19 protein-coding genes are annotated in these 18953 nt (G+C 37.5%); 10 read left to right on the top strand and 9 right to left on the bottom strand.

Features of this window, described 5'->3' with window-relative positions; genetic code table 11:
• Positions 1 to 19 precede the first annotated feature (19 nt).
• From U9K52_RS01750 to U9K52_RS01740, 3 genes are all read right to left on the bottom strand, one after another.
• Complete coding sequence (locus tag U9K52_RS01750) at positions 20 to 2167, bottom strand: DNA topoisomerase 3 (protein WP_322924846.1); 2148 nt, start codon at positions 2165 to 2167, stop codon at positions 20 to 22.
• Positions 2168 to 2242: 75 nt separating this feature from the next.
• On the bottom strand, positions 2243 to 3697 hold the full coding sequence (locus U9K52_RS01745; protein WP_322924844.1) for a DUF3945 domain-containing protein: 1455 nt from the start codon (positions 3695 to 3697) through the stop codon (positions 2243 to 2245).
• A 97-nt stretch (positions 3698 to 3794) separates the two neighbouring features.
• Entirely contained in the window at positions 3795 to 4076 is a 282-nt protein-coding gene (locus U9K52_RS01740; protein ID WP_322924842.1) for a helix-turn-helix domain-containing protein, read from the bottom strand.
• Between the two features lie 299 nt (positions 4077 to 4375).
• Between U9K52_RS01740 and U9K52_RS01735 the strand changes: the two genes are divergently transcribed.
• The 3 genes from U9K52_RS01735 to U9K52_RS01725 all read left to right on the top strand — a co-directional run bounded on the left by U9K52_RS01735 (position 4376) and on the right by U9K52_RS01725 (position 7625).
• Positions 4376 to 4954 (top strand): Crp/Fnr family transcriptional regulator, encoded by a 579-nt coding sequence (locus U9K52_RS01735; protein WP_322924840.1) that lies wholly within the window; start codon positions 4376 to 4378, stop codon positions 4952 to 4954.
• 102 nt (positions 4955 to 5056) lie between these two features.
• Positions 5057 to 6124: an SDR family oxidoreductase gene (locus U9K52_RS01730; protein ID WP_322924838.1), complete on the top strand. Its 1068-nt coding sequence runs from the start codon at positions 5057 to 5059 to the stop codon at positions 6122 to 6124.
• Between the two features lie 385 nt (positions 6125 to 6509).
• Positions 6510 to 7625, top strand: a complete 1116-nt coding sequence (locus U9K52_RS01725) for an alpha/beta hydrolase (protein ID WP_322924836.1) — start codon at positions 6510 to 6512, stop codon at positions 7623 to 7625.
• Between the two features lie 328 nt (positions 7626 to 7953).
• Here U9K52_RS01725 and U9K52_RS01720 read toward each other — a convergent pair whose 3' ends face one another.
• Positions 7954 to 8172 (bottom strand): hypothetical protein, encoded by a 219-nt coding sequence (locus U9K52_RS01720; protein ID WP_322924834.1) that lies wholly within the window; start codon positions 8170 to 8172, stop codon positions 7954 to 7956.
• Positions 8173 to 8369: 197 nt separating this feature from the next.
• Here U9K52_RS01720 and U9K52_RS01715 point away from each other — a divergent pair, with 197 nt between their 5' ends.
• From U9K52_RS01715 to U9K52_RS01695, 5 genes are all read left to right on the top strand, one after another.
• Positions 8370 to 9065: a type II CAAX prenyl endopeptidase Rce1 family protein gene (locus U9K52_RS01715; RefSeq protein ID WP_322924832.1), complete on the top strand. Its 696-nt coding sequence runs from the start codon at positions 8370 to 8372 to the stop codon at positions 9063 to 9065.
• Positions 9066 to 9349: 284 nt separating this feature from the next.
• Positions 9350 to 11521, top strand: a complete 2172-nt coding sequence (locus U9K52_RS01710) for an ATP-binding protein (protein ID WP_322924829.1) — start codon at positions 9350 to 9352, stop codon at positions 11519 to 11521.
• Positions 11522 to 11606: 85 nt separating this feature from the next.
• Positions 11607 to 11972, top strand: coding sequence for a response regulator (locus U9K52_RS01705; protein WP_322924828.1), 366 nt, complete (start codon positions 11607 to 11609; stop codon positions 11970 to 11972).
• Between the two features lie 482 nt (positions 11973 to 12454).
• Positions 12455 to 12991, top strand: coding sequence for a hypothetical protein (locus tag U9K52_RS01700; protein ID WP_322924826.1), 537 nt, complete (start codon positions 12455 to 12457; stop codon positions 12989 to 12991).
• Between the two features lie 55 nt (positions 12992 to 13046).
• The gene (locus tag U9K52_RS01695) at positions 13047 to 13643 is read left to right on the top strand and encodes a hypothetical protein (RefSeq protein ID WP_322924824.1); all 597 of its coding nucleotides are present in this window, start codon (positions 13047 to 13049) and stop codon (positions 13641 to 13643) included.
• A gap of 19 nt (positions 13644 to 13662) precedes the next feature.
• Here the strand turns inward: U9K52_RS01695 and U9K52_RS01690 are convergent, their stop codons facing one another.
• The 3 genes from U9K52_RS01690 to U9K52_RS01680 form a co-directional block, all read right to left on the bottom strand.
• Positions 13663 to 14334 carry a hypothetical protein gene (locus U9K52_RS01690; protein WP_322924822.1) on the bottom strand — a complete coding sequence of 224 codons (672 nt, stop codon included), beginning with the start codon at positions 14332 to 14334 and terminating at the stop codon, positions 13663 to 13665.
• A gap of 10 nt (positions 14335 to 14344) precedes the next feature.
• Entirely contained in the window at positions 14345 to 14803 is a 459-nt protein-coding gene (locus U9K52_RS01685) for a hypothetical protein (RefSeq protein ID WP_322924820.1), read from the bottom strand.
• Between the two features lie 107 nt (positions 14804 to 14910).
• Positions 14911 to 15603: a hypothetical protein gene (locus tag U9K52_RS01680; protein WP_322924818.1), complete on the bottom strand. Its 693-nt coding sequence runs from the start codon at positions 15601 to 15603 to the stop codon at positions 14911 to 14913.
• Between the two features lie 150 nt (positions 15604 to 15753).
• Between U9K52_RS01680 and U9K52_RS01675 the strand changes: the two genes are divergently transcribed.
• Positions 15754 to 16239: a DUF4385 domain-containing protein gene (locus U9K52_RS01675; protein WP_322924816.1), complete on the top strand. Its 486-nt coding sequence runs from the start codon at positions 15754 to 15756 to the stop codon at positions 16237 to 16239.
• Between the two features lie 63 nt (positions 16240 to 16302).
• Here the strand turns inward: U9K52_RS01675 and U9K52_RS01670 are convergent, their stop codons facing one another.
• Positions 16303 to 16914, bottom strand: coding sequence for an alpha-ketoglutarate-dependent dioxygenase AlkB family protein (locus U9K52_RS01670; RefSeq protein WP_322924814.1), 612 nt, complete (start codon positions 16912 to 16914; stop codon positions 16303 to 16305).
• Between the two features lie 65 nt (positions 16915 to 16979).
• Positions 16980 to 17747, bottom strand: a complete 768-nt coding sequence (locus U9K52_RS01665) for an XRE family transcriptional regulator (protein ID WP_322924812.1) — start codon at positions 17745 to 17747, stop codon at positions 16980 to 16982.
• A gap of 61 nt (positions 17748 to 17808) precedes the next feature.
• Here U9K52_RS01665 and dinB point away from each other — a divergent pair, with 61 nt between their 5' ends.
• Positions 17809 to 18951 (top strand): DNA polymerase IV, encoded by a 1143-nt coding sequence (dinB, locus tag U9K52_RS01660; RefSeq protein WP_322924810.1) that lies wholly within the window; start codon positions 17809 to 17811, stop codon positions 18949 to 18951.
• Positions 18952 to 18953: the final 2 nt, after the last annotated feature.

Genomic DNA, 18953 nt, shown 5'->3' with positions numbered 1-18953 from the left:
GTTTTTATAGTATTTAATTTTATCTATTTTGAGGAAATTCAAAGATTGTTTCGCACTGATCTAAGAGAACCAAAAAGGCATCAAACTTCTTCCCACTTTTGGCCTTCATGTTTTTGATGAGTGGTGTTTTTCCTGTTTTTATGAGGGAAGTGATATGATCAATGCTGAGCTGCACTCCGCATATTATTCGGAATAAAATCCATTGGCATTGCTCATTCGGGCATTTGACTATTTTGTCTTTGATAATGAGATTATGCTTATTACACTTTGGACATTTGATCTCTAGAATGTTTTCTTGCGGAATATGGATTGATAGCAGTTCTTGAGTGATTTCATTAGTGTAGTTTTTGATGTCTGTGATGAATTGTTTTGAATTGATTTCTTTTGTTTCAATTTGATTGAGTGCCATCTCCCACTCTGCGGTCATCTGGACATTGGCAATCTTTTGGTCTTTGAGTAGGTTGTAGACCTTTTCACCTTTCTCAGTTGGGATCAATGTTTTGCTTTTTCTGGTGATATAATTTCTTGTGATTAAGGTTTCAATAATGGATGCTCTGGTAGCTGGTGTACCGATACCGATGTTTGCCAAAGCTTTCTTCTGATCCTTGTCTTCGATCTGCCTGCCTGCATTCTCCATGGCTGATAAAAGGTCAGCTTCAGTGTAAAGTTTGGGAGGGCTGGTCAGTTTTTCTTGGAGTTCGGCTGATGAGATTTTAAGTTCATCACCTTTTTTGAATTCTGGCAGTTCAATGAGATTGGGTTCTTCTGAATTGTTATTGTAGCTTTTGTTATGACTGCTTTTGTCATTGCTGTTGCTATCTTGGTTTGTACTGGCTTCATCAGACAATAGGCCTTTGATTGCGCGCCAGCCTTTGTGAAGTATTTTAGAACCTCTGATGATGAATTCGTAATGGTGTACTTTGATAGTGATGTGGCTGACTTCTTTGGAGCAATGCTCTGATAAAGATTCTAATAGTCGGAAGGCAATCATATCATAGATAGCTTTTTCACTGGCGGTTAAAGCGGACGGGATTTTGGTGGTGGGCAATAATCCGTGATGGTCTGTGACCTTGAGATCATTCACGATACGTTTATTGAAGTTGCCGAATTTTAGAGTTGATATGGCTGGCTTGAATGTGTCAGTTTGATTGAGTATTCTTAGGAGTTCAGGGATTTCTGACCAGAGGTCTTGGGGAATATATTTACTTCCGGTTCTTGGATAGGTGATGAACTTTTTTTCATAGAGACTTTGTGCAGTTTGTAACACTTCATCTGCTGATAATCCCAACTTTCGGTTGGCTTCTTTTTGAAGTTCTGTCAAATCAAACAGTAAGGGTGACTGTTCTTTTACAGTGTTGATGGACACATCTTCTACAGTGGTTCTCCCCTCCCGCTCTATGGCTTTTAAAACCTGCTCTGCCTGTTTTTTGTCTTCCCACTGCTGATTGGAAAGACTGGTGAAATTTAAATAGTCCTTTCTGTGTTGTAACTGGATCTGCCAGTACGTCTTCTGTTTGAAATCCCTGTTCTCCTGAAATCTTTTGCAGATCAATGCTAAGGTTGGGGTCTGAACCCTGCCTAAGGAATAGACATCATTGTTCGCTGCGATACTTAATGCCTGGGTAGCATTGATGCCGACAAGCCAGTCAGCTTCGCTTCTGGCTTTTGCAGCATCATAAAGGCCATCGAAATCTGAACCGGGTTTCAGGTTTTTAAATCCTTCCTGTATCGCTTTTTCAGTGAGTGAACTGATCCAGAGCCTTTCAAATGGTTTGCTGCATTGGAGGTAATCATAGATGTACCGGAAGATCAGTTCGCCTTCCCTTCCTGCATCGGTCGCAGCGATAATGCTCGTGCATTGACTGAAGACATTTTTAATGATCTTAAGCTGCTTTAAGGCAGAAGGGTCTGGCTGATGTTTTTTTGATTTGGCCTGTTTTGTCATTCTTGGAGTGAGAATGAAAGGGTTAGGAAAAATAGGCAGAGAGGCTTTGTCAAAGCCTCTTATGCCATAATCTTCCGGCATTCCCAATGATACTAAATGTCCTAATGCCCAGGTCACACAATAGCCGTTTCCTTCAAAGTAGCCGTCTTTTCTGTTGTTGGCATCGAGTATTTGGGCAATTTCTCTGGCAACACTTGGTTTTTCTGCAATAATGGCTTTCATAGATTTTAATTTGATGATGGTTACGGTTGATTTATACTTGAGAGATTGAAGATTCTGAATTGAATGGAGTTTCCATTACATTTTCCTTCCTCTTGATCTGGCTGGCTTTTTCTGCTGCTCCTGTTGCTGCTTGTTGACAGGTTCCTGCTGTTTGGACTGAAGCGGTTCTTTGATGTTCTTCGTCGCTTCATTGGTTTTGCCATCGGTGTTAACTGCCGTTTGGGTTTTGTGGGATTCTGATGGCTGGGCTTTTTCCCTGAGCTTGTTAGGATTGGTAAATGAGAAGTCGGTTTTGGCGGTCTCTTTGTTGAAGGTAATATAGCCTTGGTATTCTTTGCCTTTACTGTCCACAAGACCGTTGACATAGACTGTCTCTCCTGCCTTGAATTTCTCATATTGCTTGTCATCCAGTTCCTTATCCCTGAAAATTCTTGGCGGTTCGCTGTTTTTATTTTGATTTTGGCTTGGTTGATTGCTTTCTTTTTGAGACTGGCTTTGCTGCTGCTTTTGGTTGTTGTCAAATATGAATTCGACATAGCGCTTATCTGCATTGAACTGCACGGTAGCATCGAAGCTGGTTCCCTTAGTAGAGGTCATCCCTTCGAGATAAAGAGGCTTGCCTTCTAGCAGGGTTTGTTTTTGATGCTCGTCTAATTTGATTCCTTTGATTTCGTCAGGGATCTTCATATACTCAGCTCTGTAAGCCACCAGTTCATTGGTCAGGCGGTCACGGCTGATGATGGAGGGAATGATCTCATCGGTCTTAGGGTTGACCAGATCCACTACTCTTCCCATATTGCCACTCTCCATCAGGTTCTTTTTGTCTTCTTCGCTAAACTCGTGTCCCAAGAACTTGAGGTTAAGATTGGGTTCTCTGCGGATGCTGTGAAGCTTAATGCCGATATCCCCTGTATCGCCTTCCTGTAAAGATAGCCTGACGTCCATTTTGCTCACAGCAGCGCCGAGATTAATGGTAATAGGGATCAAAGTATTGGTCTTGTAGCCTCTCAATAGAGGATCCATAGCATTCATCTTTTCAAGCTTCTCCTGGGTAAGCCCGAATTTTTCCATCGTTTTCCAGTCGATCTGCTCCGGCTGGAAACGGTATTCCTGATTTTCTGTGTTGTTTTCCATTGTTTTCTGATTTTTTAATGGATTGTTATCTTTGGGTAAAATTTCATATTCCTTGAGCTTTTCTTTTTCTTCAGGTGATGCCTGATCGACATAGTTCTGAAGGTCCTTTGCGGTATCGACAGCATCATACTCCGAAACTTTAAAGAAATTGAAATGCGTAGGGTTTTTAAGCTGCCGGTAAAAGTTGGAAAAGAAGTTGGAGAAAATATCGCCGTGCTTATCGACCCTGATGAGCTGTTCATTTTCTTTTTTGTTTTCCGGAGCAACTTTTTGCAGGTTTCCTTCTTTATCAATTCCCTTCACCATCTCTATCCTGTTGTTATGAATATTCAAAACCAAAAGGGTATCCGCTGTTGGTTTGATTTCATTGGTATTAGTGGGTTTGCTATCTTCCATTGCTGATCATTTTAACAGGGCGAATATAGACGCGCTCGTTTTTAAGCAATAGAACTAAGTGCAATATCGGTTGATTTGGCCGTCCTTGTCTTTACTTTTATTTATTCAGACTGCTCCTTATAAGCTGATGCACATCGGAAAGCTTATAATAAAGCTTACCGCTGATGGTATAATACGGAAGCTTTTTATCAGTGCGGTAGCGCTGTAATGACCTCGAACTGATTTTCAGGAGCTGCAATACGTCCTGGTTGTCGAGCAGCTGCTCGCCGTCGATCTCGATGTATTTGGATTGTTTTGTTACGATGTGTTCCTTGAGGATGTCGAATCGTTCCATGATTCTTTCCATCCACGCAGTAAATTCTGTTCTTTCAATATTCATAACCTAAATTTTTTGATGTTAAAATGAGGTGAACAGCTGATCAGCTCTGTTGGTGTAAAGTTGAATATTGGAGTTGGGATAAAATCACTACTTTTTCGTAGTACCGAAAAGAATTTTTGATATTATTTTTTTATATAACATTCCTTAATTATCAATCAAAACAATTTTTGAGATAAAATTTCACTTACAGATAATGCATTTGAGGTCTACTGAGTTAGTTTATCATTTTTTGATTTGCTACCTTTATAAAACAGAATCTTAAGAGAAAAACCTCTAAAGTATAATAAGGTTAAGTCTGTATGTTTGATATTTTAATAGCACATCTTCAACAAAAAGTAAATCTTAATGCAAACGAAATTGAGTCATTAAAACATTTTTTTATTGAGAAAAAACTCGGTAAAAAAGAGTTTTTGCTGAAAGAGGGAGAGATTTGCAGAAATCTCGCATTCGTAAGCACCGGTATTCTTAAATCGTACATCAGCGATGAGAAGGGTCAGGAGCGAATCAATCTTTTTGCTTTTGAAGGCTGGTGGATCTCAGATTTCAACAGTTTTATCAATCAGGAAAAAGCTACTTTAAATATTAATGCCATTGAGTATTCCGAAGTACTTCTGATAAGTCATAATGACTATGAGAGGCTCACTTTAGAGATTCCAATCATGGACCGTTATTTCAGGATTCTTTATCAAAACAGTCTGGTTACAAAAGATCGCAGGCTGATTGTTTCAAACAAGTCCTCCGCAGAAGAAAAATATCGGTCTTTGGTCAGAAGCAATCCTGAAATGTTTCAAAGAATATCCCATACCTTGATCGCTTCTTATTTAGGGTTAAGCCCTGAAACCGTGAGCCGGATTCGAAAAAGAATTCTGTTGCGATAATTTAATTTTAGTGTTTCAAACTCTTGATCTGCGTCAAGTTTTTGAAGGCTGTTGTGTATGTACATTTATGATCATAATTACAAAGATTAAAAAATATATACAATGAAGAATATTGCACTAGTAGTTGGTTCAACGGGTATCACCGGAAGTAATCTTGCCGAAGAATTAATTTCTCAAGGCTGGACCACATATGGTCTGGCAAGAAATCCAAACACCCATATTTCAGGATTACATCCTGTAAAGGCTGACCTTTTAAATGAAGAAAGTCTTTCTGATGCTCTTCGTGACGTCGCTCCTACTCACGTATTTTTCACGACTTGGATGCGGAACGATACCGAGGAGGAAAACATTCGGATCAACAGTAGTCTGGTAAGAAATCTGCTCAATGTTCTATCGGTAAAAAAGTCGATTCAGCACGTTGCATTAGTAACCGGCCTGAAACATTATCTAGGTCCCTTCGATGCCTATGTTAAAGAGGGAATTCTGCCCGAGACACCCGTCAGAGAAGAACATCCGAGATTATCACATCCCAATTTCTATTATGCACAGGAGGATGTCATTTACGAAACCGCAGAGAGAGCTGGTTTTTCGTGGAGCATTCATAGACCGCATACAGTGATCGGATATGCAATCGGAAATTTGATGAATATGGGAATTACTTTAGCAGTTTATGCCAGCATTTGTAAAGAGATGAATATAAAATTCGTCTGGCCTGGCTCAGAAGCTCAATGGAATGGACTTTCAGATATTACTGATGCAAAAGTCCTGGCGAAGCAATTGATATGGGCTTCTACAACAGATGCAGCAAAAAATCAGGCTTTTAATGTGACAAACGGAGATGTTTTCCGTTGGAAATGGTTATGGCAAAGAATTGCACATTATTTCGGAATTGAAGCAGATGGATATAATGATTCCGTAAGACCGCTTGAAAACGAAATGAAAGGTAAGCAGGAGGTTTGGAAAAAAATAACACAAAAACACCAACTGAGAATAACCGAGTTGGATCAGCTCAGTTCGGCATGGCATACAGATCTTGATCTGGGAAGACCTATTGAGGTAATGACTGATATGTCTAAAAGCCGAAAATTAGGTTTTACAATTTTTGAAAGTACAGAAGATTCATTTATAAACCTATTTCAAAAATTGAGAGATGAGAAGATAATTCCTTAAATTTATATGAGCAATCCAAGGAAATATGAAAAACCTGGATTGTTTATTATTTATTTTTCATTAGAACGTAGTCTTCGGAAAGATGTAAGCAAGGCATCACGTGAAAATCAATCTAAAAATTACAAAATAGGACATACTAATTTTTTAAGTTGTTGATGATCTCTCATTTGGAGAAATATCTACTTCTGGTTAATCGTATCCTACTTTCCTATTGGCATTGTAGCTTGGAATCAAGCAATCATCTTTTAGCAGAATCAGGAAGAATATCCGATAAACATATGGTATTCAAAAGCCTGCAATTTATACTGATAGTTCTTCGACTATCATATCAAGAATTGTAATGGCATATAATTAGCAGTTGAGCTGTTATTCAACAATTTATAATATGATAAATAATTTTACAAAATGGTCCATTGCCATATGTGTTTTGACCATTGCAGGCAGCTGCTCGAAGAAAAATGAATCGACTAAATCAGTTGATTCCAATTCTGTGGATTCCTCAAGTGTTTCTGAAATTAAACCAACAGGTTCTGCTCCGGAATGGGGAAAAACGATCAAACCAGAAATGCTGGCAGTCATTGAGAAGCTTGGAAGTTATGGCGACAAACCTATTGAAACCCTTACACCTACCGAAGCCAGAAAAAACCATACACCTACCGATGCAGTAATGGATCTTGTGAAGGAAAATAACATTCAGGTTCCTGCACCAAAAGTTGATACAACAGGAGTAAGTATAAATGTTGCAGGTGGCAAAATTCACGCAAGGGTTTATACACCAAAAACCGGCAAAAATTCATATCCTATTATCGTTTACTATCATGGCGGAGGATTTGTTATTGCGGACCTTGATGTCTACAATGCATCGGCTCAGGGATTGGCAGAACAAACGGAATCAGTAGTGGTATCTGTTGCATACCGCTTGGCTCCTGAAAATAAATTTCCAACTGCACACAATGATGCTTTTGCAGCCTATGAATGGGTTCTCAAAAATACATCAGCAATTAAAGGTGACGCTAAAAAGATTGCAGTGGTCGGTGAAAGTGCCGGAGGAAATCTTGCGGCCAATGTTTCAATTATGGCCAGGGACAAAAAAATAATGATTCCGTTACACCAGGTTCTTGTATATCCGATTGCACAATCTAATATGAGTACAGCATCATATACCAAGTATGCGGGAGCAAAACCACTGAACAAACCCATGATGGAATGGTTTACAAAGCATTATTTGAATAATATGAGTGAAGCAAAAGACCCTAGAATTTCATTGGTAAATGCGAATCTAAAAGACCTACCTCCAACATCGATAATTACTGCAGAAATCGATCCTCTTCATGACGACGGAACAATGTTGGCAGACAAGCTCTCTGCTGCGGGATTGAAGGTGAATAGCAAAAACTACGAAGGTGTAACTCATGAATTCTTCGGAATGTCCATTATTGTACCACAGGCGAAGGAAGCTCAGGCCTATGCAGCAGAACAATTGAAAGCAGCTTTTCAATAACATTACGTTGACATTCAAAATTTAAAAAATAAAATCATTATTATTAAGAGATTTTAATGAGCTTGCGACTATTTAAAATAATAAGATTAAGCTTAATTTTTGAAACGATTGTCTAGGCGATCTCATTAAATATAAAACCCTTCAAAGTTTTTGAAGGGTTTTGTATTTAATGATGATGTAATATTATATGAGTACTTCATCTCTGATCATATTTATGAGATAACTTTTACATATTTATTAAAATTCGATTTATGGTGCAACGCAAAAGGTATATAAGTATGGAGATACCACATTTGAACAAAATCTAAATTTTGTTAAGTTATATTATTTATTCTAAAATAATTTCAACAATGGACCGATCATCACGCTTCGATGGAAACCATGCAATATGAATGATTGTAAAATAATCTTTATCCTCAAATAGCTCAGCATTCTGTTTTTCAGAAAGTAATTCCGATACGGATAAAGTTTCTCCAATGCGTGGGAGGAAGGGAAGATTCCATTTGATCTTGACCGATGAATTATTGTAACATAAGACCACTTTCATATTTTTCTTTGAAAGTTAAGAGATTCATCAAATAATTACAACTTATTAATAGCTATATCCACAACCTTTAGAGAAATAAAGATGTTAAATTATATCCTTATCTAAAATCCAGTCTCAATCTCCCATATACATTGAGATTCTTATGAAAAAAAATTAGCATAGATTTGTAAATAATTGTTTCTGATAGATTAATTTTTATGAAAGATTTCATCCAATTCCTATTAGGCCATCAAAATATTAAACCAATGACAGAAATCAGGTCAAAATTAAAGCTCATTGCTTTGATCTTGCCGGCCATGTTGTTGGTGATCATATTCACTTTATTACTTCACATTCTACTTACAAAATTTGGAATCATCCAACCTGTTAAATCAGCAGGTATGATTCCTGATTATATGAAATCAATGTCCACATTCCAAGTGATTACAGAGATCGCAATTCTTGCTCCCATCTTGGAGGAAACTGCATTTCGTGGACTACTTCAAAAAAATTGCAATTGGTTCAGAATTTCATTGGTTTCTATTTTTTATCTCTTCATTTGCCGGATGTTTGGAATTAACTTTTACGAATTGAGTATTTCAACTTCCTTGGCACTCTTAGTAAGCCTGTTCACCCTATTTGTACCAACTAACAATATTAATAGATTTATCATCATACTACAAAAGAGAACTTATCGCTTTTTCTTGATTTGGGGTGGTGCTATCGCTTTTGGAGTTTGGCATTATTATAATTTTGATTTTAACAATACTGATATTGTAACGGTTATCGTGACCCTGCTTCCATTCATGATCAACGGACTGCTATTGGCATACGTCGTTGCAAAAAATGGCCTTCAATGGAGTATCACTCTGCATATGGCCAATAATCTATGGCCTTTGATCATATGGTTATGAGTTTATCATAATGCGTTGAGCTATCCAAAATTTTACAAAGTTCAGAAAGTCATACCATACCTTTCCCTATTTAAACTTTGTAGACTGAAATCGAAGCACCCTCGTCCTATGTCAGTTCGAAAATCTTTCACAATATGTACTGATAGAAAAATTGGATTGTCAGGATGTTTTAAATTCAAAAAATTAAAGCACCTTTGCATAGTCTATGGCTTTACAGATTATTTGATTAAATCAAGTTTCATTTGATAGTTTATATAGTTATGACTTAATACAAATTGAAATTGATGAGAATCATAGAATGTCACGAGGAAAAAATCCACCTTTCCGGCCAGATTCAGGATCTGGGTTTTTTGTTGGTCTTCGACATGCACCAATGCGTTGCGGCAAGTGAAAAAACACTTTTACCTGGATTAAGTTTCAGCACTATTATAGGAGCTTCCTTTGCGGATATAATGGCTGTGCTTCTGCCCTCCGTTGGCGTAGAACAAATAGAATCAAAAATCGACGACCAGATCTTTTACCGATACGTGGAGCGAATCCGTCTTTTTGAACAGGAGTACTTTCTGAGTATTTACCGATACGACGGTAAAATCTATGTTGAAACAGAATTAGCACTTCAGGAGCGAGTACAGACTACGCGTCTTTATTACTACGCCAAATATATCAGCGACCGTGGCCACCAGAATAACTGGCAGTCATTGACGGAACTTATCCGGGACATCATCGGATACGACCGTGTGATGGTCTATCAGTTCCTCGAAGATGAGGGTGGTCAGGTGATCGCCGAATCGAAACTTCAGGATAAAGAATCATTTTTAGGATACCGATATCCGGAATTTGACATTCCAAAACAAGCGAGAGAACTGTATAAGGTATTTCACGCAAGACATACGGCCGATGTTGATGCCCCTGTCCACGGCATCGTCGGGCTAAAAAAGGAAGATGTCGATCTAAGCCGTACGAGCATAAGAGCCATGTCGCCCATCCATCTCCAGTACATCCGGAATTCAGGGGCTAAAGCCAGCGCAAGTTTTTCGATCATCATCGATGGAGAACTTTGGGGACTGGTCACCTGCCAGCATTATGAGGCAAGGCATGTGGATCTTTCACAACGTCATCTATGTGTATTTCTAACTCAATACGCAGTCAACAATTACCTGGCGGGGAAACAAAAAGAAATGTCAATATTCCGGGAGGCAATCGCAACTATGGAAGGCGAACTTAAAACCCAGTTGCTGGTTAATAGGGGGCAATTCAATATTCTTGAACAGTACGGCTCACAAATTATGAATTTTATGTCCGCTGACGGCGTGATTATCCGTCATGACCAGGGACTGAAACAATATGGGGATGTCCCCTCACTGGAACAGATCGTTCAAATTGACCGGCAGATCAATGCTACCAACTATAATTCGATGTATGTAACACATCAATTTGTGGATAATGAAAAAGAACAAGCTGCCAAATTTCCGGGTGTGATCCGACTGGATGTCCTTCCTCAAAGCAACTGGTATATTTACGCGTTCAGAAAAGAAAGGATTGTTAACGAGGTATGGGCCGGAAAACCTGAAAAAATTCATCATACCGATGATAGCAAAGGCATTACATCTTTTTCTCCAAGGACCTCTTTTGATGCTTGGATCAGGACCACAGCAGGCAAGTCGGAAGAATGGAAAGACTCTGAAGTGAATTTCCTCAAAGATATAGGACTTCTTGTCCAGCGGGCCATTGCGCAGAGAGGAGGTGAAATTGAAGAACTCAATAAAGAGCTGATCCGCTCTAACAATGCCCTTGAGACTTTCAGCTATACCCTGATGCACGATCTGAAAAATCCGTTGACCTCCATTCAGCTTTCCGCGCAGTTGATCGCCTCTAAAAAGGATCTTTCAGAAGAAAGAAGATTGAAAATGGCAGAGAATATTATTGAAGGTTCCAAACTGATTACCGAAATGATGGATAAGGTCTACAAGATCTCCAGTGGAACGCATGTGAAATTTGAATTTGAGACCATTGATCCGGAACCTAAAATACTGGGAATTATTGAAGATTCTATGCAGCGATACAAGGTTCCGAACCTCAGGTACAAGGTAAAGGATTGCCTGCCTATTTGGGGTGAAAGAACCTTGGTTTACCAGCTGTTTCTAAATCTTGTGGGCAACGCCATAAAGTATAGCAGCAAAGAATCTCAGCCTGAAATTGAGATCTCAAGCAAGCTTGAGGATGACATGATTTGCTACATAATCAGGGACAATGGCATTGGAATGGACCTATCCGCGAATCATAATATTTTTGAAATTTTCAAAAGAATGCCTAATACAGGAGAATTTGAAGGGTCAGGTATCGGTCTGTCCATTGTGAAAAGAATTGCAGATAAATTGGATGCCCAAATATCTGTTGAAAGTAAACTAGGATCAGGAACCACTTTTTTCGTCTGTTTTAAACATAACAGAAGATAATTTACTGTATGCCAGTATTTATTGCATAGTATTTGTATAATCGGTAGGGTAAGCTTTTTTTTAATGCTTCAGCAATATTTACAATATGAAAACAGTAATGATCCTTGAGGATGAAAAAAATATAATGGAGGCATTAGAAATATTATTGGCTTATGATAACTATCAAGTCATTTGCTGTCCCAATGTTAAGGATTTCTACGCTCAATCAAAGATTCTTATACCTGATGTCTATCTCTTGGATGTTATGCTTCCTGATGGTTCAGGGGTGGATGTGTGCAATTACATCAAAAAGACGAATAATATGGCAAAGATACCGGTAATTATGATGAGTGCGCACGCAAATGCTATAGAACTAGACCAATCGTGCAAACCGGAAGCGTTCATCACAAAACCATTTGATCTTGATGATGTGTTGAATACGTTGGCATCGTGTACTGCCAAAGCAGGATAATATTTATTAAGGTCTCATTAATGTTAAAAAAGACTCTTTTTTAAGAAGGATCTGAGTTCATGATTGAGATCAGTTACTTAAAACTTGATCAGTGATTTCTACAAATTTTTGTAAGGCTAATAATTAAAATCTATGAAAGAATTATTGTAATTTTTTCTTTAGTATAAACGTAGCGTCGTTCAAATCAATCAGATGAATAGTTCTTTAAGTGCTGAAAGATCGATCAATATCGGTAATCGCTTTGCAATTATACCGGTATAGAGATTTACTGTTCTTGCATCATTGATTACCCTAAAGATTTTTAACAAGATTAATGACTTTGCCTATTGCAAGTCAGTTATATCGCTCACAATCCGGCTACTAATTATTAAGATCAATATTCTCATATTTATGGCTTTTATATTGCCATATATTGGTCAGTAAAATATACACTGATGCATAATAATAACTATCGCGAACTGTTTCTAAGAAGGATCAGAATAATGAAAATAATAGCCAGTATTTTTTTAGGACTATTTGTTTGTATAGTGGCTACAGTGATGATATTTTATATTTTTTTCAGCAAGCGATTACAGCTGCCTAGCTATGATTTGACATTATTGTTAGCTCTCACCCAGTTTGTTATACTCTTGGCAACACTGATTTTCAGCATTTCTTTCTTCAGAAGTTATAAAAACGTACTGACAACGATTAATGATGAAGATTTGGAAACACTGAGAAAAATAAGTGAATCACGTTTTTGGCTGAACAGGTACCTCCCTTCATTTATTATATATTCAGGAAAAATCAAGGTCTTTAAATGGTTCAGCCAACCTGAATTTTACTTTTCTGAACTCAAAGAGATCAAAATTAAAACAATGTTTACAAGGGGAAGTCAAAATAAACTGGTGATCTTCAAAAAACTGAAAGGCGGTTCGTTCTTTTTTGCAATCGATAATAACCAGATACAACAAAAACACCTATTTGACAAGGCAATTGAGTATAATCCCAATATTCTCATTGGAGATAGCAGCCACTAGACAGATTTTTTTTCTGTTTCTAAATATAATTTAATCTACCTTTCAATATTCATTTATGAACATTATAATTAAACGAATTTTATTCCTGACTTTGCTCTATGCTGCTGTAACAGTGGTTATGACGTTGACTCGCTCACAGGAAAAATCATTTATCCCCATTTTAATAGCTATCAACATCGTATTCGCCGTACTTCTTACGCTCTTGATCTATACATATTTTAGATTTTCAAAACAAAATACCTTCCCGAATAAAGATCAATTGCCGCGAAATCCAATTTCTCATGTAAACAATAATTTTGATAGTAAGTCAGTATTTAAGATATCCCAACAACCGTTCTTATTTGGTCTTGAGAAAGGACTAATCAGTAACAAGGATTTTTATTACGATCAGGATTTCTTTTATGCAGTCGATGAGGCGGGAGCTGTATCTACCTATAATCTTACCGATATTTCTGAACTAAGCGGTACTGCAACCCAGATCAACAACAGTAGGATCTGGCAACTTAAAATTATCCAGGATTCAGAGACCGTAGAGTACCGTTTTGCACACAACTTTTCTATTTGGAATAAGAACTTCCTGAACTTTTATTACAGGGTAAAACAAATCCGGCCGGAAGCTATAAAATCAAAATGGAGTCTTTGGCGGATGTAATGATTAAGTAAAGTTGCTCCTACAGCTTTTTAAGATTGCTTAACTTAATATATCCTGCAGTATCATTACCGCTTTTATTACGGTATTGAACAAAAACCCAGTTTCCTACAGCTACGCCGTCCAGGTTAAAACTAACTATATTTCCTTTGATTAGATATGACCTTTGTTTGGAATACTCATCAGGCTTAGAATAGAAAAATGATTTGTCAACATTTACCATGTAATCTCCGGCAACAGCATCTGAAATTTTTTGGTACCTTCCATTAAAATATTCTGTGAGGTGGTCAGTAGTACATTTTTGAAACGTCGCAGTAATAGTACGGTCGGTCAGTGCCATTGTAACAATACAATCCTGATCACTCTCATTGCTTTTTAAAACCACCCGATTATTGGTCACAATACCCTCACCATAATAAGATCCGGTTTGCGCACTGAGGGTATTCCACCATGTAAATATTTCAGCAGTAATTTTATTTTGGTTCTTGATCAGCGAAATAAGACTGTAAGAACCGTTCTTATTTTTTAACTCATAGGTTCCATCCTGTGCATGGACAACAGCGACGGATAGAACAGTAAAGATGTATATCTGTAGACGAAACAATTTTGTAAGTAATGTACGCTGCTTCATTTGATGGAGATTATAAGAATTATTCTTTATTATTTTCAAAATTGAAGTTACGACTTTAAGCATTTTAAATGTTTTAAATACGACTGATTTTTCGACTTAAAATAGTGAGCAGTTCATCTTTATCAATCTGCAACTGATCGGTATTGATCTTTATTGATTGTGCAGGATCATAAGTGTGAACATAGATCTTGGAATGACGGCCACTTGACATCTGAACTGTTTTTAAGGTAAAATGCGAAATTTGCTCCCATTTCAGGAATTTGTGTCCTGAGATGTTGCTTGAAATGCCTCGATCGTTAATCTCCAATGCAGTGACATTATTAAAACTTTTAATAAGACGCTGAAAATATACCCAAAGCTTAAAGACGAATAGTGACCCTACTCCCAACGTTAGTACTTTAACAATTAAACCTTTAAATGAATTAATAGTGAGATCGTAAAATGCGAGAAAGCTACACCACCCTGCTCCTATCAGACATATGATTGTCACTGCCAGAATCTCAGATCTTTTAAATTTTATCTTGATGCTCATTTGAGGTAAGAACTGTTTGGTAATGATCCGTTATTATACATTGGAAACTTTAGAATTTTTTACAACCTGCCTAACGACTATTCACGTGAACAATAGTCTTCAAGACCTTATTTTTGAAAATACTTATATTCTACCCTAAATACCTCTTCTGTGGATGATCGTAATGTCATTGTAGTAATATAACCCTCATTATCATACGTATTTTCAGAATTTAAAATATTCTGGCTGCCATTATTGGATAATGTAATCGACTGAATGGGGCGGGTACTTAAATAATAATATTGAAAGGTAGAAAATAAAGTCACAGGAAAAAGATCTTTATCGGGAAGATTGAACAAAGCCCCTTTTTTATTGTTGTCATAAGCAAACTTTTCATTCTCGGAGCTGTTTGTAACATAAACGATGTCTTTCCCTTGAAGTCCGAAACTCAGGAGATTTCCTATCGAATAGCTCATCTGCTGACTGTTATAGGTCACAGGGTAAGGATTGGAATAATGGGTCAGGCCTGACAATATCTCGTTTGTATATTGTAAAGTATAAGGAACAGAATTATTGTTCTCCTTTACCTCTGCAACCTTGTCATTTTGATAAGTGAAAGTAATATCAGAATTCGGTTCGGAATATCCGATGATCTGCATCTTGTCATTATAGCTTATTTTCGTAGTGATCGACTCACCGTCTTTTGTCAGGACAATTGATTCCGGATATTTTTTGATTTGCGTTTCAGGGATATCGTCATCATTGTTGCAGCTCAGAAGAATCATAGCACAAATACTGAAAATCAATATATTTTTATTCATAAGTTAGTTATTAAAGATTATTTAAAGATCTAGTGTAAGATTCTATAATACGATTCTATTGATACAACGATAGTGCCATTGCTGGCCAATAATCCTGATTAGAATTTGTCAATCAGAAGTCGAAGGCATTGTGTTTGTTTACCTTATATCATGAGTACAAAAAAACCGTCTTACCTTGATTTTAAAAAAGAGAATTATTTTTGGAAGCCCGGCATTGATTACCGGGTAGATCCTCATATGTACAGAGTGGGTAAAGGTGAACAAGGTGTTTTGATCTGTGAGCCTTATAAATCTGAAATAGGACAACACTGGAGATTTAAAAATGAAGAAATCGCAAAAAGAAGTTCAGAAATAATATTTTCAATGTTTTTGGATTATCTTGAGAAAGAAGATTTTGTCGGAGCAGATATGGCAAGAAAATATCTTCAAATGGGATTTACAAGAGCCAGAAGATACTTTAATTACAAGGGTGATAAGAAATACGATGCTGAGAAAGGATACCAAAAGTTAGAAAGAGGCACGGGTGATTCCGAAAAAGCCAAAGCAGCAGCTATCTTTTACAAAAAATGGAAAGAAGCTGAGTCAAACCAGAAATATGCTGCATTAAAAAATAGCTGGAAGCATAAATATGGATAATCTTTTAACTATTTTCCGAGCATTCAAATATTATTAAATATATACCCCCTGTTTTTTCACCAATCATAAATTATGAATTAGCCGAAATGTCAGATTGATCCTTTCTTTCATTGGAATGACAGATTTAGCAATACGGTGTTCCCAATGCTCCTGAAGATCACCTTTCATGATTAGCAGAGATCCATGAGGAAGCGGCAAACTGTATTTGCTTTGATGATGGTCTTTCTTTCTGAATTCAAAATTGCGGGTTTGCCCAAGGCTGATCGAAGCAATGACAGGACGTTTTCCGTAACGGCTTTCTTTGTCCCTATGCCAGGCAACCGAATCATTATGATCACGGTATAAGTTTAAAAGAACCCCATTGAAATGGGAACCAAATTCCTTTTCTATTCTTTCTTTAAGAGCATAAAGTTCGGGTGTCCATGGATTTTTATTTTTTATATTCCCATCAGCTGGTTCATCAGATGTCATATCACCATACCAAGCTGTAAGCCGTGGTGTTACTACAGTCTTATCATACATCTTTTGAGTTCTCTGTTCCCAAGGTGCCGTCTTTAAAAGTTGGTATTTAAGTTCATCGGCTTCCTTCCTGCTCAGGAAATTTTCCTGGTATTCCAAAAGGTCTTTGGGAAACTCATAAAACTCTTCTGCGCCAAATAAACTTAACTGAGTCATCGTAGTTTTCCGTTAATATCATATTTATATAACTTATTTCTCCTAGTTCAAATGAAATCAGTTTCTTATCTCATTTTTTCCTTGATCTGTCTAATATCGGTCTTGATCTCTGTAATGAAGTTTTGAATATTGCGTTCTGCAAATTCATCAGCTCCATATTCTATGGTGTTGATACTACAGGCAAACTCCCAAATTTCTTTAATATCAGGTAATGGAATTTTATAAGGTTCATAGAAACTGTTGTCAGCCTTAACCCAAATTCCGTCTGCTTCATGAAACTGAAACCTTTTGTAACTGATTCCGTCATTGGTGGTAATGAAAATATAAGTCCTGTCCGTTTTCAGATCAGAAAGATTTTCTACATATTTTCCAACGATGTAAGTTCCGTTCTTATAGGGCGGCATTGAATCTCCGTCAGCAGGAAACGCCCTGAACTTCCCGCCTTTCAAGAAGGGTAAGGAGATCGTATCAAGACCTTCGATGTACTCTGGATCACCATAGCCGTTCAGGTAACCCATCGAAGCTTTTTGTGGAATGATCTCGATCTGATCGTTTCCGTCCTGATCCACCCTGATTGGAAGAACGATCCTGTTGTCAGGGAGTTCCATAATCTCATCGATTGAATATTTACTTACATTAACAGTCAGTAGTAAATCGATGCTGATATTATAATATCTTGAGATTTTCACTAAAATATTTAAGGGCGGCGCTGCGGCATCATCTTCATATTTACCGTATCTGCCTCTCGTGATCAAGAGATCATCAGCAACCTTTTGTTGTGAAAGATTTTGCTTCCCCCTCAAATACCGCATGTTTTCTGATAAAATTGACATTGCTATAAATTATAGCAACAAATATACAATTTTTTGCTACAAATCGTAATAATTTTACAGCATGGAAAGAGCAATAGTGCATATGGATTTGGATACGTTTTTTGTTTCCTGTGAGCGGCTAAAAAACTCCGAACTGGTGAAAAAGCCGATCATCATTGGAGGCGGAGACCGTGGTGTCGTGGCATCCTGCTCTTATGAAACCCGCTTTTTTGGCGTGCGAAGTGCAATGCCCATTAAAATGGCATTAAAGCTATGCCCTGAAGCAAGGGTTATTAAAGGGGATATGGAAATGTATTCTAAAATGTCTCATGTGGTTACAGAGGTTATTCAGGAAAGAGTTCCGGTATTGGAAAAAGCGAGTATTGACGAGTTTTACCTTGATCTTTCAGGAATGGATAAGTTTTTTGGATGCTACCAATGGACCAATGAAATTGCAAACGCTGTTACTAAAAATACAGGTTTGCCCATCAGCTTTGCCTTATCCACCAATAAAACCGTGTCAAAAATAGGAACTGGAGAATCTAAGCCTACGGGAAGATTTGAGATCAGGGAACAAAACATCAAACCATTCCTCAACCCTCTTTCCATAAAAAAGATTCCAATGGTCGGAAATGTCACTTTTCAGTTGCTCTCAAGATTAGGTGTCCGAACCATTGAGACTTTATCTGAAACACCGGTTGAAGTTTTGCATCAACTCATTGGCAAGAATGGAACTGAACTCTGGAAAAAAGCCAATGGGATTGACGATACACCCATCGTTCCTTACTCGGAAAGAAAATCTATTTCTACAGAAAATACTTTTTCACAGGATACCATTGATGTTCACAATTTAAGAAGTATTCTATCCGGTATGGTCGAGCAACTGGCATTCCAGCTGCGTCAGGAAAAGTGGCTGACCTCAACAGTATCTGTTAAAATCAGGTATTCCAATTTTGATACAGAAACCAAACAATGCCGGATACCGTATACATCTGCAGATCACACGCTGCTCAAATACATTTTAGAACTTTTCAAAAAAGTATATACCCGAAGGATGCGTATTCGGCTGATTGGGATAAAATTTACTGGGCTTGTTCATGGCTGTCACCAGATGAATCTTTTCGAAGACACCGAAGAACTGATTTCTTTATATCAGACCATGGATAAAATTAAAAATAGGTTTGGAAGCACCAGTGTTGGAAGAGCATCCGGATTAATACAATAAAT

This window comes from Chryseobacterium sp. MHB01 (assembly GCF_034651565.1).
Taxonomy (GTDB): Bacteria; Bacteroidota; Bacteroidia; order Flavobacteriales; family Weeksellaceae; genus Chryseobacterium; species Chryseobacterium nepalense.
This window is presented reverse-complemented; position numbering and strand designations above follow the sequence as displayed.